The sequence below is a fragment of the Nonomuraea sp. NPDC051941 genome (assembly GCF_044593615.1).
In genome coordinates this window covers 306,647-323,461 of sequence record NZ_JBIUCF010000006.1, presented here as the reverse complement: position 1 = coordinate 323,461, position 16,815 = coordinate 306,647, and the positions used below count along the sequence as shown (strand labels likewise).

At 69.3% G+C, this 16,815-nt stretch carries 17 protein-coding genes; 12 read left to right on the top strand and 5 right to left on the bottom strand.

Annotation, left to right across the window (positions count from 1 at the left end; translation table 11 throughout):
• The 3 genes from ACIHFD_RS14295 to ACIHFD_RS14285 form a co-directional block, all read left to right on the top strand.
• A partial coding sequence (locus ACIHFD_RS14295) for a non-reducing end alpha-L-arabinofuranosidase family hydrolase (protein ID WP_397367211.1) occupies positions 1 to 573 on the top strand: 573 nt, incomplete at its 5' end.
• Between the two features lie 300 nt (positions 574 to 873).
• A complete protein-coding gene (locus tag ACIHFD_RS14290; RefSeq protein WP_397367210.1) occupies positions 874 to 1,617 on the top strand; it encodes an SDR family NAD(P)-dependent oxidoreductase in 744 nt (247 codons plus the stop codon).
• Between the two features lie 288 nt (positions 1,618 to 1,905).
• Positions 1,906 to 2,415 carry a profilin gene (locus tag ACIHFD_RS14285; protein WP_397367209.1) on the top strand — a complete coding sequence of 170 codons (510 nt, stop codon included), beginning with the start codon at positions 1,906 to 1,908 and terminating at the stop codon, positions 2,413 to 2,415.
• Positions 2,416 to 2,470: 55 nt separating this feature from the next.
• Here ACIHFD_RS14285 and ACIHFD_RS14280 read toward each other — a convergent pair whose 3' ends face one another.
• On the bottom strand, positions 2,471 to 3,505 hold the full coding sequence (locus ACIHFD_RS14280) for a DUF5937 family protein (protein WP_397367208.1): 1,035 nt from the start codon (positions 3,503 to 3,505) through the stop codon (positions 2,471 to 2,473).
• A 57-nt stretch (positions 3,506 to 3,562) separates the two neighbouring features.
• Here ACIHFD_RS14280 and ACIHFD_RS14275 point away from each other — a divergent pair, with 57 nt between their 5' ends.
• Positions 3,563 to 4,816: an MFS transporter gene (locus tag ACIHFD_RS14275; RefSeq protein ID WP_397367207.1), complete on the top strand. Its 1,254-nt coding sequence runs from the start codon at positions 3,563 to 3,565 to the stop codon at positions 4,814 to 4,816.
• On the opposite strand, the gene ACIHFD_RS14270 is transcribed toward ACIHFD_RS14275, so the two are convergent.
• On the bottom strand, positions 4,813 to 5,067 hold the full coding sequence (locus tag ACIHFD_RS14270; protein ID WP_397367215.1) for a transposase: 255 nt from the start codon (positions 5,065 to 5,067) through the stop codon (positions 4,813 to 4,815). The genes ACIHFD_RS14275 and ACIHFD_RS14270 overlap by 4 nt on opposite strands.
• A gap of 101 nt (positions 5,068 to 5,168) precedes the next feature.
• A complete protein-coding gene (locus ACIHFD_RS14265) occupies positions 5,169 to 6,041 on the bottom strand; it encodes a winged helix-turn-helix transcriptional regulator (protein ID WP_397367206.1) in 873 nt (290 codons plus the stop codon).
• Between the two features lie 53 nt (positions 6,042 to 6,094).
• On the opposite strand from ACIHFD_RS14265, the gene ACIHFD_RS14260 reads away from it, so the two are divergent.
• From ACIHFD_RS14260 to ACIHFD_RS14225, 8 genes are all read left to right on the top strand, one after another.
• Positions 6,095 to 7,390 (top strand): MFS transporter, encoded by a 1,296-nt coding sequence (locus ACIHFD_RS14260; protein ID WP_397367205.1) that lies wholly within the window; start codon positions 6,095 to 6,097, stop codon positions 7,388 to 7,390.
• Between the two features lie 449 nt (positions 7,391 to 7,839).
• Complete coding sequence (locus tag ACIHFD_RS14255) at positions 7,840 to 8,055, top strand: hypothetical protein (RefSeq protein ID WP_397367204.1); 216 nt, start codon at positions 7,840 to 7,842, stop codon at positions 8,053 to 8,055.
• Positions 8,056 to 8,106: 51 nt separating this feature from the next.
• The gene (locus ACIHFD_RS14250; RefSeq protein WP_397367203.1) at positions 8,107 to 8,946 is read left to right on the top strand and encodes a helix-turn-helix domain-containing protein; all 840 of its coding nucleotides are present in this window, start codon (positions 8,107 to 8,109) and stop codon (positions 8,944 to 8,946) included.
• A gap of 68 nt (positions 8,947 to 9,014) precedes the next feature.
• Entirely contained in the window at positions 9,015 to 9,596 is a 582-nt protein-coding gene (locus tag ACIHFD_RS14245) for a dihydrofolate reductase family protein (RefSeq protein ID WP_397367202.1), read from the top strand.
• Between the two features lie 174 nt (positions 9,597 to 9,770).
• A complete protein-coding gene (locus ACIHFD_RS14240; RefSeq protein ID WP_350725299.1) occupies positions 9,771 to 10,091 on the top strand; it encodes a prevent-host-death protein in 321 nt (106 codons plus the stop codon).
• Positions 10,088 to 10,510, top strand: a complete 423-nt coding sequence (locus ACIHFD_RS14235; protein WP_397367201.1) for a type II toxin-antitoxin system VapC family toxin — start codon at positions 10,088 to 10,090, stop codon at positions 10,508 to 10,510. Before ACIHFD_RS14240 ends, ACIHFD_RS14235 begins: the two co-directional genes overlap by 4 nt.
• A gap of 210 nt (positions 10,511 to 10,720) precedes the next feature.
• A complete protein-coding gene (locus ACIHFD_RS14230; RefSeq protein WP_397367200.1) occupies positions 10,721 to 11,194 on the top strand; it encodes a hypothetical protein in 474 nt (157 codons plus the stop codon).
• Positions 11,195 to 11,537: 343 nt separating this feature from the next.
• Positions 11,538 to 12,083, top strand: coding sequence for a TIGR04222 domain-containing membrane protein (locus ACIHFD_RS14225; protein WP_397367199.1), 546 nt, complete (start codon positions 11,538 to 11,540; stop codon positions 12,081 to 12,083).
• 214 nt (positions 12,084 to 12,297) lie between these two features.
• Here ACIHFD_RS14225 and ACIHFD_RS14220 read toward each other — a convergent pair whose 3' ends face one another.
• Both ACIHFD_RS14220 and ACIHFD_RS14215 read right to left on the bottom strand, forming a co-directional pair.
• Entirely contained in the window at positions 12,298 to 13,437 is a 1,140-nt protein-coding gene (locus tag ACIHFD_RS14220) for an acyl-CoA dehydrogenase family protein (protein WP_397367198.1), read from the bottom strand.
• Positions 13,434 to 16,784: an indolepyruvate ferredoxin oxidoreductase family protein gene (locus tag ACIHFD_RS14215; RefSeq protein ID WP_397367197.1), complete on the bottom strand. Its 3,351-nt coding sequence runs from the start codon at positions 16,782 to 16,784 to the stop codon at positions 13,434 to 13,436. Before ACIHFD_RS14215 ends, ACIHFD_RS14220 begins: the two co-directional genes overlap by 4 nt.
• Between the last annotated feature and the right edge of the window lie 31 nt (positions 16,785 to 16,815).

The following is a 16,815-nucleotide window of genomic DNA, read 5'->3' as shown; positions in this document are numbered from 1 at the left end:
CCGAACGGCTGGTCATCGCAGCAGGTGCTCTTCTCCGGAAGCATCTCCGGCTCCGGAACAGGCCCCATCGACCAGACACTCATCGGTGACAGCACGAACATGTACCTGTTCTTCGCCGGGGACAACGGCAAGATCTACCGGGCCGGCATGCCCATCGGGAACTTCCCGGGCAGTTTCGGCTCGACCTCGACGGTGATCATGAGCGACACGACGAACAACCTGTTCGAGGCCGTTCAGGTCTACAAGCTCCAGGGCCAGAACAAATACCTCATGCTCGTCGAGGCGATCGGCTCGCAGGGCCGCTACTTCCGCTCGTTCACGGCCACCAGCCTGGACGGCTCGTGGACACCTCAGGCCGCGACCGAGAGCAACCCCTTCGCCGGCAAGGCCAACAGCGGCGCCACCTGGACCAACGACATCAGCCACGGCGATCTGGTCCGCAGCAACCCCGATCAGACCATGACCGTCGATCCCTGCAACCTGCAGTTGCTCTACCAAGGACGCAACCCCAGCTCCGGCGGCGACTACGGCCTCCTGCCCTACCGGCCGGGCCTGCTGACCCTGCAGCGCTGATGAGGTGACACGGATCCGTCCCTGAGGGCGGGCCTTCCGGTTGGCAACGGTGGTCATCCCAGCCCCCGTCACCAACCGGAAGGCCCGCCCGCCGACTTCCTGCCGCACAGCCCATGAGATCTTCACTCGCCGACGGCAGGACGTGCTGTCGGCCCGACCACACACCCGTCGCAAGCATGTAGTTCCAGGGGTCGTGGCGTCCCGGTGCAACCAGGGGAGGCAGCACGGGGTTCAAGGGGCGCATCAGGGACGGTGAACCGCCCCTGGCTCCTGAGATCTCGCTCACGATGGGAGTCCGATATGTCTGCAGTTCTGGACGGCAAGGCAGCGCTGGTGACCGGCGGCAGCCGCGGCATCGGCAAGGCGATCGCGCTCCGGCTCGCCGCTGACGGGGCGGATGTGGCGGTGACCTGCCAGCACGGCACCGACCAGGCCCGCGCCGTGATGGAGCAGGTGAAGGCGATGGGACGCCGGGCCATGGCCCTCCAGGCAGACGCCGGTGACCCCGGGGCGGTCACGGACGCCGTTCAGCGGGCGGCCGGCGAGTTCGGCCGGTTGGACGTCCTGGTCAACAACGCCGGAGTGTTCCCCTTCGGGCCACTGCAGGACGTGCGTCCGGAGGACTTCGACCGAGTCCTCGCCATCAACGTGCGTGCGCCGTTCATCGCCGCTCAGATCGCGGCCGCGCACATGACCGAAGGCGGACGGATCATCAACATCGGCAGCTGCCTGTCCGGCCGCACGCCTTTCCCCGGCATCACCCTGTACGCATTGAGCAAGACCGCCCTCACCGGACTGACCAAGGGCCTTGCACGCGACCTCGGTCCGAGGGGCATCACCGCCAACGTCATCCATCCCGGCCCGATCGACACCGACATGAACCCCGCCGACGGGCCGGGCGCCGACGCTCAGAGCGCCTACACCGCCCTCGGGCACTACGGGGAGCCCGCGGACATCGCCGCGACCGTCGCGCACCTGGCCGGCGAGGGAGGCCGATACATCACGGGCGCCTCCATAGCAGTGGACGGCGGCGTCACCGCCTGACCCCTTGCCGGTCCGCGAGGAAATACAAGAGCGAAAGGGCCGTCGGTTACCCGCCACCCTCCCGGCGGCCCTCGCGCATCATCGACCAGATCCGTTACGAGCACATCCACCGTCTGCACGTCATGCCGGCCTGCCTTCACCAAGCGCCAGGTGACTCGTGGTGTCCTCCTGTGGGCAGATCACCAGCTCTCATGGCAGGACTGCGGGGCAACGCACCCGTCGGGCGGAGGCGATGGAGGTCACGGCCGAAGGGAGCGCCCCTTGATCAGGGGCTCATGTTGATCGACGATGGCGAAGAGGATCCTCGCGAGCAACGAGCAGGTGGTGGCCCCCGCGACCGGTCCCGCACCCAGCAGGGCCACACGGGAGGGGTTGAACGTGTCGAAAAGCGACTTGCAAACCGCGCTGGAACAGGCGGTGCAGCTCGCCGGGTACACCAAAATAGCTGTCTACGGACTGGACGGCCAACTCTGGGCCGTCAGTCCCGATGATTTCAGTGTCCAGCCCGAGGAGTTTCAAGCGATCGTCAGCGCGGTCAATGACGTCACTCTCCTGTGGAACGACAACTATCTCTACTTTGAAGGCGTCCCGTACGAGTTGTCGGAAGGCGAGAACCTGCTGACATATACAGTCCCACAGTTCGTGGTCAGAGGCCTGGACGAAAGTGACGGTGACGGCATTGGCTGTGCCCTGGTTGAGCAGGGCCTCATCATCGCGCTGTTCAACGCGGACACGTCGGACGACGAGTACACGTACATCGAAATTCTGGCCGATCTAGTCGGCACCCGGCGTAACTGACTGCTTTAGGACCCTGCGCACGGTCTCCGTCAACGGCACCGACCGCACCACCGTCTCAGGCCTCCTGGCCGAACTGACCGGGACCGGGGTGGGCAGCGTCCTCCGCTGCGCGGTCGACACCGACGGCCCGAAGCCCTGATCCGGCGACGAGGGCGTCGCCGAGTTCCGAGCGTAGATAGAGGACCGAGCGACCGTGGCGGGCGCTGGCGAGGAGGCCGGCGGCGCGGAGGGTGCGGAGGTGCTGGTTGACGGCCGAGGGGGTGACGCCCAGGCGGCCGGAGAGTTCGGTAGATGAGGCGGGGGTCTCAAGCATGGTGAGCAGCCCGGCCCGGGTGGCGCCCAGAAGGTCGGTGAGCACCCCTGGGGAGTGACGGGGCTCCGCTTGCCAGAGCGTGCCGACGCCCCGAGTGCCGTACATGATCAAAGGGGGCTCGGACGGGGAGATGGGGACGGTAGCGGCCCGGCTGAAGAGGGTCGGGACCAGGGTGAGGCCCTCGCCGCTGGTGGAGCGCCGGTAGCGGGCGTCGCTGATCAGCCGCATGGATACGACGCCGTCCTTCAGCTGAACGCGCTCGCTGAGGTCGGCGAACATCGCGGCCAGGCCGTGGGCCGAGATGACCTGGCCGCGGTGGACCACGTCGGCCTGCAGGACCGCGCGCATCCTGGGCCACCAGGGTGCGAAGCAGGTGCGCCAGTAGTCCCGCAGCGCGTCCAGGATGCGGGCCGACGGGTCACCGCGCAGCGGCTCGGGGAGCCGGGGGTGGATGGCGCGCAGGTCGTCGATCACCCGGTCCACGGGCACGCGGGCGACCGCGGCGAGTTCGTCGTCGATGCGGGTGAGCGGGGCATGGGGGCGGGGCGACAGGTAGTCCGGCGTCCACATGTCGTCGTTGGTGAGCGCCTGCAGCAGGGGCACGTCCAGCGTGGATCGGGCCTGCTCCGTGCGGCGCAGCCAGGGCAGGTGCACGGGATAGCGGCCAGGGTCGCGGAACGTGCGCAACGACAACGTGAGCTCGTTGAGCGGCGAGATGGCGAAGCGGACGTCGGCCACGTCCATCCCCGCGAGCTCGTACTCGATCAGCCCTGCCATGAAGCCATACGCTACATCAATTGGCGACAAAGGCCCTATTACGGGATAAAGGCCCCCGTGATCCAGACCTTCTTCCCTCAGGACCGCGTCGCCCGCTCGCTGACCGTCAGCACGATGGCGTTCGCGCTCTCCAGCGGCGTCTTCTACACCGTCAGCACGCTGTACTTCACGCTCGTCATCGGGCTCAGCGCGACGACGGTGGGTCTCGGGCTGGGCATCGCGGGCGGCACCGGGGTGCTGGCCTCGTACGCTGGAGGGTGGCTGGCTGACCGGGTCGGCGCGCACCACGTCCAGACGGTGGCGACAGGGCTCAACGGGGTTGCGCTGCTCGCCTACACGTTCGTCTCCGACGCCGTCGTGTTCACCCTGATCGCCTGCCTGGCCGTGATCGCGCGTTCGGTGGGCTCCACGTCGAAGCAGGCGATGCTGGCGCGGTGGTACACCGGCCCGGAGCGGGTCGAGGTCCGGGCCCGGATGCGCGTGGTCACGAACGTCTTCATCGGCCTGGGCACGGTGGCCGCCGCGGCGGCGCTCCTGATCGGCACCGCGTCGGCGTACCGTGTGGCGGTGGTCGTCGCCGGCATCTTGCTGCTGGCGGCCACCATGCCGCTGGCCGGGCTCGGGCGCCAGGTGCCGGAGCTCGCCGCCAGGATGACCGCCGTCAGGGAGCGCGCCGCGTCCGCCGGGCCTTCGCCGCTCAGGGACCGTACGTACATCGCGAGCGTGGCGTGCAACGCCGTGGTGGCCACGCAGTTCGGCCTGCTGACCGTCGGCATGCCGCTCTGGGTGGCCACCACCGACGCGCCCACCGCCATCGTCTCCGTGCTACTCGTCCTCAACACCGTGGTCGTGGCCGCACTCCAGGTGCGCGCCTCGCGCGGCACCGACGACGTTCGCAAGGCCGGGCGCACGGTCAGGCGTGCGTCGTGGCTGCTCGCGATGGCATGCGGTCTGTACGCTCTGGCCGGCTACGGAAACATGATCGTCGCCTGCGTCCTGTTCGTCCTGGCCGCGTTCGCCCACACCATGGGTGAGATCCTGGGCGAGGCGGGTGGCTGGGGCATGGCCTTCGAACTGGCCGACCAGCGCAGCGCCGGCGCCTACCAAGGCCTCAGCCAGACCGGCTACGCGATCGCCGCCATGTTCTCCCCGATCCTCGCCACCACCGCCGTCGAACACGGCACCGCGGGCTGGGTCGGCCTGGCCGCCCTCTTCGTCCTGGCCGGCACGGGCGCCGCCGCGGTGGCCCGGCACGCAGCCGCCAGGGATCGAGCGGAACGTGAGGGCTCTTCGATGGTAGGCGCAAGTTAAGCGCGTCCGCGTCGGGTAGTGGCGCATCGGGTGCGTAGACGCTGATTCTCGGGATTACGGAAGCTGTAGGCGTCTCGGACGGTGGTCTTGATGACGCGGTTGGTGCCTTCCGAGCCGGCGTTGGTGATGCCGGTCTGAAGGAAGGCCAGGATCTTGGGCCACCGGGTCTCAATGGCGGTGGCCAGGCGTTCGAGTTCGGGCAGGCCGGAGACGGCGCAGCGGTCGTAGAAGCGAAACAGCCGCTCAGCGATGACGGTGCGGTCAGGGTCGGTGCGGGCCAGGGCGATTCATGGATCCGGCGAAGCTGCAACAGGCCCCGGACGAGATCTTCGACGCGGATCGGGGGTCTTTGTTATTGAGCGCGGACGAGGGCGAGCATGTCTTCCACCGAGCCGGCCGGGTCGCTGATCGGAAACTGCACCGCGCGGATGATCGCGTTGGGGTCGACCAGCAAGGTGAGGCGCTTGAAGCGGTCGACGCCGGCCGCCCGGAAGGTCGGCAGCAGCAGCCCGGCCGCGAGCTTGCTGTCCTGGTCGGACAGAAGCGGGTAGGGCAACCTCGCGTGCGCGACGAAGTCGGACAGCTGGTCGGGTCGCTGGGTGCTGACGCCTCGGATCACGGCACCCGCCGCCTCGAAGTCGGCATGCCGTGACGCGTAGGTGAGGGACTCCAGAGTGCAACCCTGAGCACCCGGGATGTCGGCCCAACCAGGCGGGTGGCCCTGGGCGCCGGGCGCGAAGGCGCCGGGGAAGAAGTAGAGCACCGTCCAGGCACCGGGTGCGTTGGGCGCGGCCCGTTCGCCGTCGTGTCGTTCCAGAACGACATCTGGCATTTTCCGATCGACCAGTTCATGCACCCGGCGGGTCTCGGCGGAGCCGTCCTCGCTGGTCGCGGTCAGCGCGCCATCGCCCATCACATGTCTGGTGCCCCAATCCTGTAGCGCGATGAGCGCCGGCAGCAGGCCCTCGCCTTTCGCGGTCAGCAGGTAGTCGTAACGCGGCGGGCGATCCGAGTAGGGCCGCTTCTCCAGTACCCCGTGTTCGACGAGCCCGGCCAGGCGCTCGGCCAGAGCTCGGCGGCTGACACCGAGCTCGCGCTGAAGGCCGTCGAAGCGGGTGGTGCCGCCGGCGATGTCCCGCACCACCAGGAACGTCCACCAGTCACCGATCACTCCAAGCGCCTGCGCGATGCCGCAGTCGGCGTCGGGTAGATCAGCACGCTTCACATGCCCCAGTATATAGTGCATTCCATTCTGGAACTTACTGGGGAGATGTCGAGATGGCAGTCGACAGTGCGCGCGGCGCGAGCGTCTTCTGGCGGTGGTGGACGGCCGGCACGACCAGCGCGGTCGGTTCGGCGATGGGCGCAGTGGCGTTGCCACTGACGGCGTTGACGGTGCTCGACGCCTCCGCGTTACAGATGGGCATGATCGCCGCTGCCGGTTACGTCGCCTGGACCGTGATCGGCCTACCCGCCGGGGTGATGGTGCAGCGACTACCCATGCGAAGGGTTCAGGTCGGCGCTGACCTGGCACGCGCGGCGGCGGTCATCTCCATTCCTCTGGCGTGGTGGCTGGACCGTCTGACGGTCGCCCAGTTGGTGATCGTGGCCCTCGCGATCAGCTTCGCGGACGTCATCTTCGACGTCGCCAACTCGACCTTCCTGCCGTCGATCGTGAGCAAGGAGCAGTTGCAGTCCCGTAACAGCCTGACCTCCGGCACCCAGGCCACAACTCAGCTCGGCGGACCATCCGTCGGCGGTCTCATCGTCCAGGTGCTCGGGGCTGTGCCTACCCTCCTCGTCGACGCGGTCAGCTACCTTGTCTCAGCCCTGCTGCTGCGGACCCTGCCCGAACGCCGCTCAGAGACCCCCGAGCGCTGGCCACCGGTACGCGCGATGATCCGGGAAGGCTGGCGTTTCGTCGTGCACCACCCGGTGATGAGGCCGTGCATGTGGGCCGCCACCGCGGCAAACACAGTCTGCGGGGCGCAGCACGCGCTCTACGCGTTGTACCTCGTGCGCGAGTTGCACGCCGAGCCCGGCCTCGTCGGCCTGCTGCTGGCGGCCGACGGCGTCGGCACGCTGATCGGCGCGGCTTTGACGAACCACATCACAGCCAGGCTCGGGACCGCCCGCGCCCTGATCGTCGCCGGATTCGTCTCGCTCGCCGGGGCGCTTGTCGTGCCCCTCGGCACCGGCTGGCAGGCCTTCGTCGCCTTCGCCGTCGGCAATGTGGTCTTCTCCGCCGGCGTGGTGGTGTTCAGCGTGGTGACCCGAACCTACCGGCAGATCGCCAGCCCGCCCGACCTGCTGCCCCGGGTGATGGCGACGGTCCGCTTCGTCTCCTGGGGTGCGATCCCGATCGGCGGGTTGATCGCCGGCGCCGTTGCCGGGGTCCTCAGCGGCCGCGTCACCTTGATGATTTTCGTCGTCGCGGCCGCCTGCATGCCGTTGGTCCTGCTGGCATCACCGATCCGGCACCTGCGCGATCTCACCGACTATCAGCAGCGCGACGACTCAACCGGCTCGCCAACCGCATCGTCGGAGCTCGCCGCCGACGCCGAACCGGCCTAGCCTCCGGAGCTGATGACCCGTCCGGAGCTGGTTCTGCCAACCCTTCGGCGGCAGCACGTAGGGGATCGAGGGTGGAAGTCTCACCGTAGGAGCCCGCCACGTCCGCAGCTACGCCGAACTCCTCACTCCAGCCGAAGGCAACGACAGCAAGCTCACCACCTGGATCACCACGCGCCGAGCTGCTGACCTGCCCCCCTGCGCGGATTCACCAACGGCCTGATCATTTAAGCCCTGGGACCCCCGCCTCCGAGGACCGGCAGGCGGGGTTTTGAGCAGGTCAGAGGTCACTTGGCAAGGTGACGGCTGATGACCAGGCGCTGGATCTGCATGTTCTCCGATGCGCGATCCGGTCACCGGCGAAACGCTTGCGGGCGTCTCGCGTCGCTTCTCCCTGGTTCCGATGCTCCCAGGGAACAGCGACGGAACAAGAGCGGAGCTCGGAGGCGGCCGTGGCGATACCGAAGAAGGGCTCGCCGCTCATCACCGTCGACGGCACTGTCTTCCGCTGGCGCGTCCGCCACAAGCCGACCTACGGACGCCGCGAGCCTGGAGCAGCACATGCCCAGCGAGGGCGTGGGCCGGCTGATGGTGCGGCTGCTGACCGGTATTTCGAGGAGGCCGCGGCCGGGCGCAAGGAGAAGCGCCCGCCGCAGTTCCGCGACTGACGGCGTACGAGGACCTGGCGGCCCGCCCGTGCATCGGCGATGCTGTGACGCGTGGAGTACGTGTCCAGAGTGCCGCGACCGCCGCTGGACGGGCTGATCGACGACCTCTACTACCTGGAGGGCGCGCCGCCGTACCCCCGGCTGACGCTGCCGCCGATGCCGTCGGCGGTGCTCATCCTCAACCTCGGGGCGCCGTTCCACATCCGCGCCGGCACCGACATCAAGACGGCCGAGTACGCCGACGGCTGCGTGGTCACCACACCCACCCGCGCCTTCGAGTTCGGCTACCCACCGGGGACTCGGTCAGTCGGCGTGCACTTCAAGCCGTGGGGGCTGGCGCCGTTCCTGCCGATGCCTGCGGCCGAGCTGTGTGACCGGCCGGTGACAGTGGAACAGGTCTGGGGCCGTCCTGCCATTGCTGAGCTGCGAGACCGGCTGGCCATGGCGGCCGGGCCGCACGAGATGCTGACGCTGCTCGAGGACGAGCTGATGCGACGGCTCTGCGAGACCGCCGGCCTGGGGCTGGTCCGCCACACGAGCAGCGTCATCGCGGCGGCCATGGGAGCAGTGGCGATCGGCGACCTGAGCGTGGCGGCCGGCGTCAGCAGCACCCATCTGACACAGCGGTTCAAGGAGCTCATCGGCGTCACGCCGAAACGGCTCGCCCGCACCTACCGCTTCGCCGCCACCGTGCTCGCGATCGACCCCGCCGAACCGGTCAACTGGGTCGACCTCGCCGGGCGCGCCGGCTATTTCGACCAGGCCCACTTCGGACACGAGTTCCGGGCGTTCACGGGGCTAACGCCGACCCGGTACGTCGAAGTCCGGCGGCGGTTCCTGCACGAACATCCCGGCCATGCGCTCGACGTCGGGCCGCTGCCGGCCGTTTGATTTCTTACAAGAGCCGGCAACTCCCGACACGCCAGAATGGGCACTTCCCGAGCGGAGGAGAGAGCCCCATGGGCAAGGTGGTCATGTACAGCACGGTGTCGGTGGACGGCTTCATCGCGGACGAGAACGACCAGGTCGGACCGCTGTTCGACTGGATGTCCAGCGGTGACGTCCCCTTGGGCGAGACCGGGGAGGCGAAGGTGTCGCAGGCGTCCTACGACTACACCCGGCCGTACTGGGACCAGATCGGAGTGACGATCGTCGGCCGCCACGTCTTCGACCTGACGGACGGCTGGGGCGGCAAGCCTCCGGGCGGGATCGCCCACGTGGTCGTCGTGTCCCACCGGCCGATGCCCAAGGGCTGGAACCCCGAGGCGCCGTTCCACTTCGTCGACGGTGTCAAGGCCGCCATGGCCAAGGCACAGGAACTTGCGGGCGACCGCACGGTCGAGGTCGCCGCCGGCGACGTCGGCGGCCAGGTGCTGGCCGCAGGGCTCGTCGACGAGGTCGCCATGGACGTCGCGCCCGTGGTGTTCGGATCTGGCAAGCGCTACTTCGGGTCAGTCGACGCACAGCACCTGCTGGAGGATCCTGACGTGGTGATCCAGGGCAACCGGGTGCTCCACCTCCGCTATCGGGTGCGCCGATGACCGATCTGAGCGGGTACGCGAGGAAACTCGCACCGCCGGCGGGCTGGCCATCGCGACCGAACTTCCGATCCCAGCGCCGATAGCGGTCCCGATCACGCCGATGTGAAGGGCCACGAACGACGCCGAGAGTGCCACCCTGTAGCACCAGACAGCACGCTGAGATGGAGTTGACGAGTGAGCACTCCTGAGCCCGACCACTCCCATCAGATCTCCCAACGCGACCTACGAAACCGGTCAGCGGAGATCATGGACGGCCTGGAACGCGGCGAGCGGTACGCCGTCACACGCAACGGTCATCACATCGGCGACCTGGTCCCCATCCGCCGTCGGCGCCGGGCCGTCTCGCGCGCCGAGTTCGCCGCCGTGTCCCGCGGCATGCCGCGACTGGACGACCAGAAATACCTCGAGGACATGAACCGCCACGTCGACGACGACCTCTACGACCCTTACGATCGCGCCTACGGCAGAGGCGAGTTCGCAGAGGACGGGGAATGACTCTCGCTCAAGGGCTCCTCGACACCAACATTCTCATCCTGCGTGCCGGAATCGACCCTGACGAACTGCCCGACGAGATGATGATCAGCGCCATCACCACCGCCGAGCTGTCAGCCGGCGTACTGGTGGCCGCTGGGGCACAGGAACTCGCGCAGCGAATGAAGATCCTTCAGACCGCCGAGGCCGAGTTCGACCCCCTTCCCTTCGACGACACCGCCGCCCGCGAGTACGGCCAGTTGTGGACCGCCATCATCGCCTCAGAACGCAAATCCCGCCCCCGAGCAGCAGACCTGATGATCGCCTGCGTGGCTATCGCGAACCGCCTCCCCCTTTACACCTGCAATCCCAAGGATTTCAAAGGCCTGGACCACCTGCTCGCCGTGGTCCCGGTCACACGGCCACGGTGGGTCAGTAAATGAAGGAGGCTGACCCTGCGGCCTGGATGAAGAAGCTTCACTGAACCAGCCTTGATTTAGCGCGCCGGCTGGGGCTGCTCGACACGAGGGTGGCCGATCCGACTCTCGTCCGGACGGGGTTCCCGATGTCGACGACCCGGACATGCCCGTCAAGGTCAACGCGAGTTGGTTCCCTCGGAACCTGGGTTCGAAGACGCCCACTACGATCAGGCCATGGGTATCCAGCGCACGCAGTTTCGTTTATATCGGTACACGTGCGCCGAAGAATGTCAGCACAAATTGCTGATCCGGGTGAATCGGCCAAGCTACCCGAACTACGATCAGTCGGCCGAAGACGCGGCTGAGGCTTTCGCGGATTCCGCGGCCAATCACCTTCGGACCTGGTGGCAGCGCTGGCTGCTGCCCCGTGACTGCCGCCGTGAACACGAGTCCCGGCTGATGAACGTCTTTCACGAGGCCATTTCTGAAGAACTCGACGGCCCGGGCCTGAGAGAAATGTTGGTGTGGGAGATGGTGACCGATGATGATCCGATCATCGGCGCAGCCTCTACGGAAGAAGAGTTCTGGCGCCGGCTGAACGACTACTACGGGCCGGACGACCTACCCACATCCGCGCGGCAGGTTGTCTCCCACTCCGTCTATTTCCTGACCGAGCAGGACGGAGCAGGCGATCTCCGCGACGCCTGACTCCCGAGCGGGATCACGCGGTCGACCAAGGAGCGTCCGCCATCGGTTCTACCCCGCCACCGCCACACTGCGGCACACGGGGAGCAGCCGCAGGACATCCAACCGCGCCACTCCTCATCAGCCAGATCAGACAGCTCGGCCCCTCACCCACTCGACGTGCCGACACTGACAACAAGATCTAAGCGACAGCCCTTGATGCCCGCCCATGGCGCAGCGCTCAGGCGGCTGTTCTCTCGCGCGACGCGCACACCCGGCGTACACCTTCGCCCGCTGCCAATGCCCCGTCCGAACGCTCCTCGTGACCTATGGTCGGCCCTTGCAGGCGTGACATGCACTCATTAGCGTGATCGGTCAAACGGCCGAGCCACACGGGGGATGCGCTGTGGATCGTGATGAGTTGGCCTATCTCAGTGACGGCCGCCGCAGGGTCGCTCTGGCGGCTCTGGCGACCCTGCTGCTGGAGGGGCGGATGCGGTTGTCCCACGCGGGCAAGCTCTATCCGGTCGCGGGCGCCGAGGCGGGCGATCCCGTGCTGGAGGCGGCGCTGGCGCAGCGGGCCACCCTGAAGGAGTCGCTCGCCGCGCTGGCCGAGCACGAGAGCGTGCGCGCGGTGGAGGAGGACCTGTTGCGCCGCGGGCTCGTCACGCGCGGATTGCTGGGCCGGTTCCGGCGTCCCACGCCGGAGGGCATGCGAATGGTCGAGGAGGCCAGAACGGTCAAGGGGAGAGGACAGGCGATCGCGGTCGCGCTCCACGGCCTGGCCGGGATCTCCGACGACTCGATCAAACGGCAGTTCGGCGCGGCCAAGGCGGGCCCGCTCCGAGGGCAGGGGCAAGGCGGCTGGGACGCCCGGGACTACGACCTCGGGTCTCCCGGGGGATCCATGTGACGCCCGTCTCGCAGCCGGGCGGTACCGACGTGAATCCCTGGACCTACGGGTGCGACTCCGATGCATTTCGTTGCGACGCCGCGCGGGTCAAGGTCTACGAGCAAGACCTTTCTGCCTCATCCGGCCGCGGCCACCGAGATGGACATCGTGGTGGCAGTCCCGATCATGGGAGTGGCCTTCGCACCCGCCAAGGCCATCGATGACCGTCTGGAGCTCACTTGGCAAGGTGGCGGCTGATCACCAGGCGCTGGATCTGGTTGGTGCCTTCGAAGATCTGCATGATCTTGGCTTCGCGCATGTAGCGCTCGACGCGGAACTCGCGCGTATACCCGTACCCCCCGAACACCTGCACCGCATCCGTCGTAACCTTCATCGCCGCGTCCGTCGCGACCAGCTTGGCGATGCTGGCCTGCTTGCTGTACGGCAGGCCCGCGTCGCGGCGCCGAGCCGCGTCGAGGTAGGTGGCCCGGGCGCTCTCCACCCCCGCCGCCATGTCCGCCAGCAGGAACCCGAGTCCCTGGTGGTCGATGATCCGCTTGCCGAACGTCTGGCGTTCCTTGGCGTAGGCCACGGCCTCGTCGAGGGCGGCCTGTGCGAGGCCGGTGGCGCAGGCGGCGATGCCGAGCCGCCCCGAGTCGAGCGCGCTGAAGGCGATCTGCAGCCCCTGGCCCTCCTCGCCGATCAGCCGCTCCTCGTCCAGGATCGCCCCGTCCCAGTGGGCGCTGGTGGTCGGTACGGCGTGCAGCCCCATCTTCTCCTCGGGCCGTCCGAACGTCAGCCCGTCGGCGGCCCCCGGTGCGAGGAAGCAGGAGATGCCCCGCGACCCCTCCCCGGTCCGGACGAAGAGCGCGTAGAAGTCGGCGAGGCCACCGTGGGTGATCCACGCCTTGTTGCCGATGATCCGGTAGCCGGTCTCCACCCGCTCCGCCTTGCAGGTCAGCGCCCCGGCGTCGGAGCCGGCCTGGGGCTCCGACAGGCTGTAGCCGCCGATCAGGCGCCCGGCCAGCATGTCGGGCAGCCACCGCTCGCGCTGCTCGGGGGTGCCGTAGGCGGCGACGGGGAAGCAGGCCAGGGTGTGCACGCTGGTGGCGACCGCGACGGCCGCCCACCGCATCGCCAGCTCCTCGATCACCTGCAGGTAGACCTCGTACGACTGCCCGCCACCACCGAGCTCCTCCGGGTACGGCAGCCCGAGCAGCCCCGCCGCGCCCAGCGTGGCGAACAGCCCCTCCGGGTAGGTCTCGGCGCGCTCGTGCTCGTCGACCCGGCGCGCGAGCTCCTTGTCGGCGATCTCGCGGGTCAGCTCGATGAGATCCCGGGCGTCCTGGTCGGGCAGCAGCCGGTCAACGGTCACGGTCTCTCCTGGCTCGTAACGGGCTCGTCCAGCCGCGCGAGCGCGGCCTTGGCGCGGTCGCGGAACTCGGCGACCCGGGCGAGCTTGATGTCCTCGTACCCCCGGATCAGGTCGGGCAGGCCCGCGATCTCCGCGACCGTCTCGGCGCTGCCGGGCGTGAGCTTGTCCAGCGCGGTCCGCACCAGGTCGCGGTATTCGACGACCAGCTCGCGTTCGACGCGCCGTACGCGGGCGTGGCCGAAGACGTCGAACGTCGTGCCGCGCAGCACCCTGGCGGCCCGCAGCCCGCGGAACAGGACCCCGGCGGAACGGCGTACCTTGATCTTACGCTTGAGCCCCATCGCCCGCAGCAGCGGCGGGTGCAGCAGCACCGACACGACCGCGTCCGGGCCGTACTCGCGCTCCCTCCGCTCCTTCTCCACGGGGTCGAGGTGCAGGCGGGCGACCTCGTACTCGTCCTTGTAGGCCATGAGCTTGTGCAGGGCCCGGGCGTACGCGAGCCCGATCCGGGCACCCGCCTCCTCGCCCGCCAGCTTGACCGCAGTGTCCGCCACCTGCCGCACGTCCTCCTCGTACGAACGGGCGTAGGCGGCGTTCTGGTAGCCGGTCAGGTCGGCGACGCGGGTGGCCACCACCTCGTCCAGCCCCTCGGCGGCCGGCGACGGAGCGGGCTCCGCAGCCACAACGGTGGCGCGGCCCCAGCGGAAGGCGGCGAGGTTCTGCTCGACGGCGGCCCCGTTGAGCGTGATGGCCCGCTCGACGGCGGCGGCGGAGACCGGCAGGCAGCCGTGCTGGTAGGCGGCGCCGAGGAGGAGCAGGTTCACCGGCATGTGGTCGCCGAACAGGCGCTCCGACAGCCCCTGGGCGTCCAGGCACTCGACGCGCCTGGCGGCGGACTCGACGCGGGCGACCGCGTCCGCGTGCCCCGGCACGGCCGCGCGCCCGGTCACCATGGCGGCGGTGGGGACGACGGCGGTGTTCAGGATGGCGATGGTGCGTTCGGGCGAGGCCGTGGCCAGGTTCGACTCGGCAGCCGCGCCCAGCAGGTCGAACCCGATCAGCACGTCCGCGGTCCCCGGCGTGGCCCGCACGGAGCCCTCCAGGGGCCGCGCCGAGATCCGCACATCGCTGACCACGGGCCCGCCCTTCTGCGCCAGCCCGGTCTGGTCGAGCCCGGACGCGTACAGGCCGTCGAGGTGGGCCGCCATCTGCAGGATCTGCGAGACGGTGACGACGCCGGTGCCGCCGATGCCGGGCATCCGGATCAGGGCCTCGACGGGCCGGCTCGCGGGCTCCGGCACCTCGGCGGGCGGCGGCGGAGCCTGGCGACGGCGTACGGTGCCCGGCTCCACCAGGAGGAACGACGGGCAGTCGCCCTTGAGGCAGCTCAGGTCGGAGTTGCAGGAGGCCTGGTGGATGCGGGTCTTGCGGCCGTACTCGGTCTCGATCGGCTGCACGGACAGGCAGGTCGACACCTCTCCGCAGTCGCCGCAGCCCTCGCAGACCCGCTCGTTGATCACGACCTTCTCCGCGGGCGTGGGCAGCTTGCCGCGCTTGCGCAGCCGCCGCTCCTCGGCCGCGCACCGGTCGTCGTGGATCAGCACGGTCACGCCGTCGAGGACGGCCAGCTCCTTCTCCACCTCGGGCAGGTCGTCGCGGTGCCGCACCGACGCGATCCCCGCCAGCCGCACCCCCCGGTACGTCTCCGGCTCCGGCGAGGTGACCACGATCCGGCGCACGCCCTCGATGGCCAGCTCGTGCGTCAGCGCCGGCACGTCCAGCCGGCCCTCGGCGCGCTGGCCGCCGGTCATGGCCACGGCGTCGTTGTAGAGCAGCTTGTACGTCATCGTCACCCCGGCGGCGACGGCGGCCCTGATCGCCAGGGAGCCGGAGTGGTGGAAGGTGCCGTCGCCGAGGTTCTGCACGAAGTGCCGGTCCTCGGTGAACGGCGCCAGCCCGAACCACTGCGCGCCCTCGCCGCCCATCTGCGTGAGGCCCACCTGGGTGCCGCGGCCGTGGCCGTCCAGGGCGATCATGGCGTGGCAGCCGATGCCGACGCCGACCAGCGTGCCGTCGGAGGTGCGGGTGGAGGTGTTGTGGGGGCAGCCGGAGCAGAAGTACGGGGTGCGCGCGGCCACCAGGGGCAGCATGCGCCTCGGCCGGACCTTCGCACGCGGGGCCAGGTCGATGCCCAGGCAGGTGGCGACGGCCTTGGCCACGTCCTCGGCGCCCAGGGTGCCGCGGGCGGTCAGCAGGTCCCGGCCCACGACCGCCGGCATGCGTTCCCGCCCGTACAGGGCCTGCTTGAGCTGCCCCTCCAGGAACGGCACCTTGTCCTCGACCACCAGCACCTTGTCCAGGTCGGCGGTCATGGCGGCCAGGTCGTCGTAGGCCAGCGGGAACGGCATTCCGAGCTTGATCAGCCGGATCCCGCGCTCGTCCAGCGCCGCCTCGTCCAGGCCGAGGTCGGCCAGGGCGCGCAGAACCACCGCGTACGTGGTGCCGGAGGCCAGGACGCCCAGGGCGGTGTTGCCCGCTCCCGCCGTCACCCGGTTGAGGCCGTGCTCGCGGGCGTACTCGCGGGCCAGGTCGAGGCGGCGGGTGAGCATGTCGTGCTCGGCGTCCAGCGCGGCGGCGCCGAGCAGGAGAGGGGCCGCGCCGCGATCTCTCTTGTCGGGCATCGGGATACCGGCGCGGAGCCGGCCGAGGTCCACCGTGGCGGACGCGTCGGCGATGTCCGCGACGATCTTCAGCCCGGCCCAGAGCCCGGTGGCGCGCGACAGGGCCACCGCGTGCAGCCCGAACTCGACGATCTCCGCGATCGACCCGGGCGCGAGCAGCGGCATGGACAGGCTCTGGCACATGGGCTCGCACGTGCTGGGCAGCGTGGAGGACTTGCAGCCGGGGTCGTCGCCGATCCAGGCCACCGCGCCGCCCAGGGGCGCCGTGCCGGCAGTGTTGGCGTGCCGGATGGCGTCGGCGGCGCGGTCGAGGCCGGGGTTCTTGCCGTACCAGAATCCGGTGACGCCGTCGTGCCGGCGGCCCGGCACCTGGTCGAGCAGCTGGGTGCCGGCCACCGCCGTGGCGGCCAGCTCCTCGTTCAGGCCCGCCTGGAAGACCACGCCGGCCGGCTCCAGGAACCGCGCCGCCCGCTTCATCTCCAGGTCCACGCCTCCCAGCGGCGAACCCTGATAGCCGGTGACGAACACACGCGTGTCCAGCCCGTGTTCCTCGTCCAGCCTGCGCTGCTCCAGCGTCAGGCGCACCAGGGCCTGGATGCCAGAGATGAGGACCCGGCCGTCATGTGCCGTGTACTTGTCGTCGAGCGACACTGTTGGCTCGCTCACGCTCGAACCTCCTGGCCTCGTACTTGTGTGC

Bases quoted from the DNA above. Each gene is read 5' to 3' on its own strand.
- ACIHFD_RS14280 (WP_397367208.1), bottom strand. From the start codon at position 3,505: ATGGCAGGGCTGATCGAGTACGAGCTCGCGGGGATGGACGTGGCCGAC.
- ACIHFD_RS14235 (WP_397367201.1), top strand. From the start codon at position 10,088: ATGACTCTCGCTCAAGGGCTCCTCGACACCAACATTCTCATCCTGCGT.
- ACIHFD_RS14290 (WP_397367210.1), top strand. From the start codon at position 874: ATGTCTGCAGTTCTGGACGGCAAGGCAGCGCTGGTGACCGGCGGCAGC.
- ACIHFD_RS14245 (WP_397367202.1), top strand. From the start codon at position 9,015: ATGGGCAAGGTGGTCATGTACAGCACGGTGTCGGTGGACGGCTTCATC.
- ACIHFD_RS14230 (WP_397367200.1), top strand. From the start codon at position 10,721: ATGGGTATCCAGCGCACGCAGTTTCGTTTATATCGGTACACGTGCGCC.
- ACIHFD_RS14285 (WP_397367209.1), top strand. From the start codon at position 1,906: ATGGCGAAGAGGATCCTCGCGAGCAACGAGCAGGTGGTGGCCCCCGCG.
- ACIHFD_RS14260 (WP_397367205.1), top strand. From the start codon at position 6,095: ATGGCAGTCGACAGTGCGCGCGGCGCGAGCGTCTTCTGGCGGTGGTGG.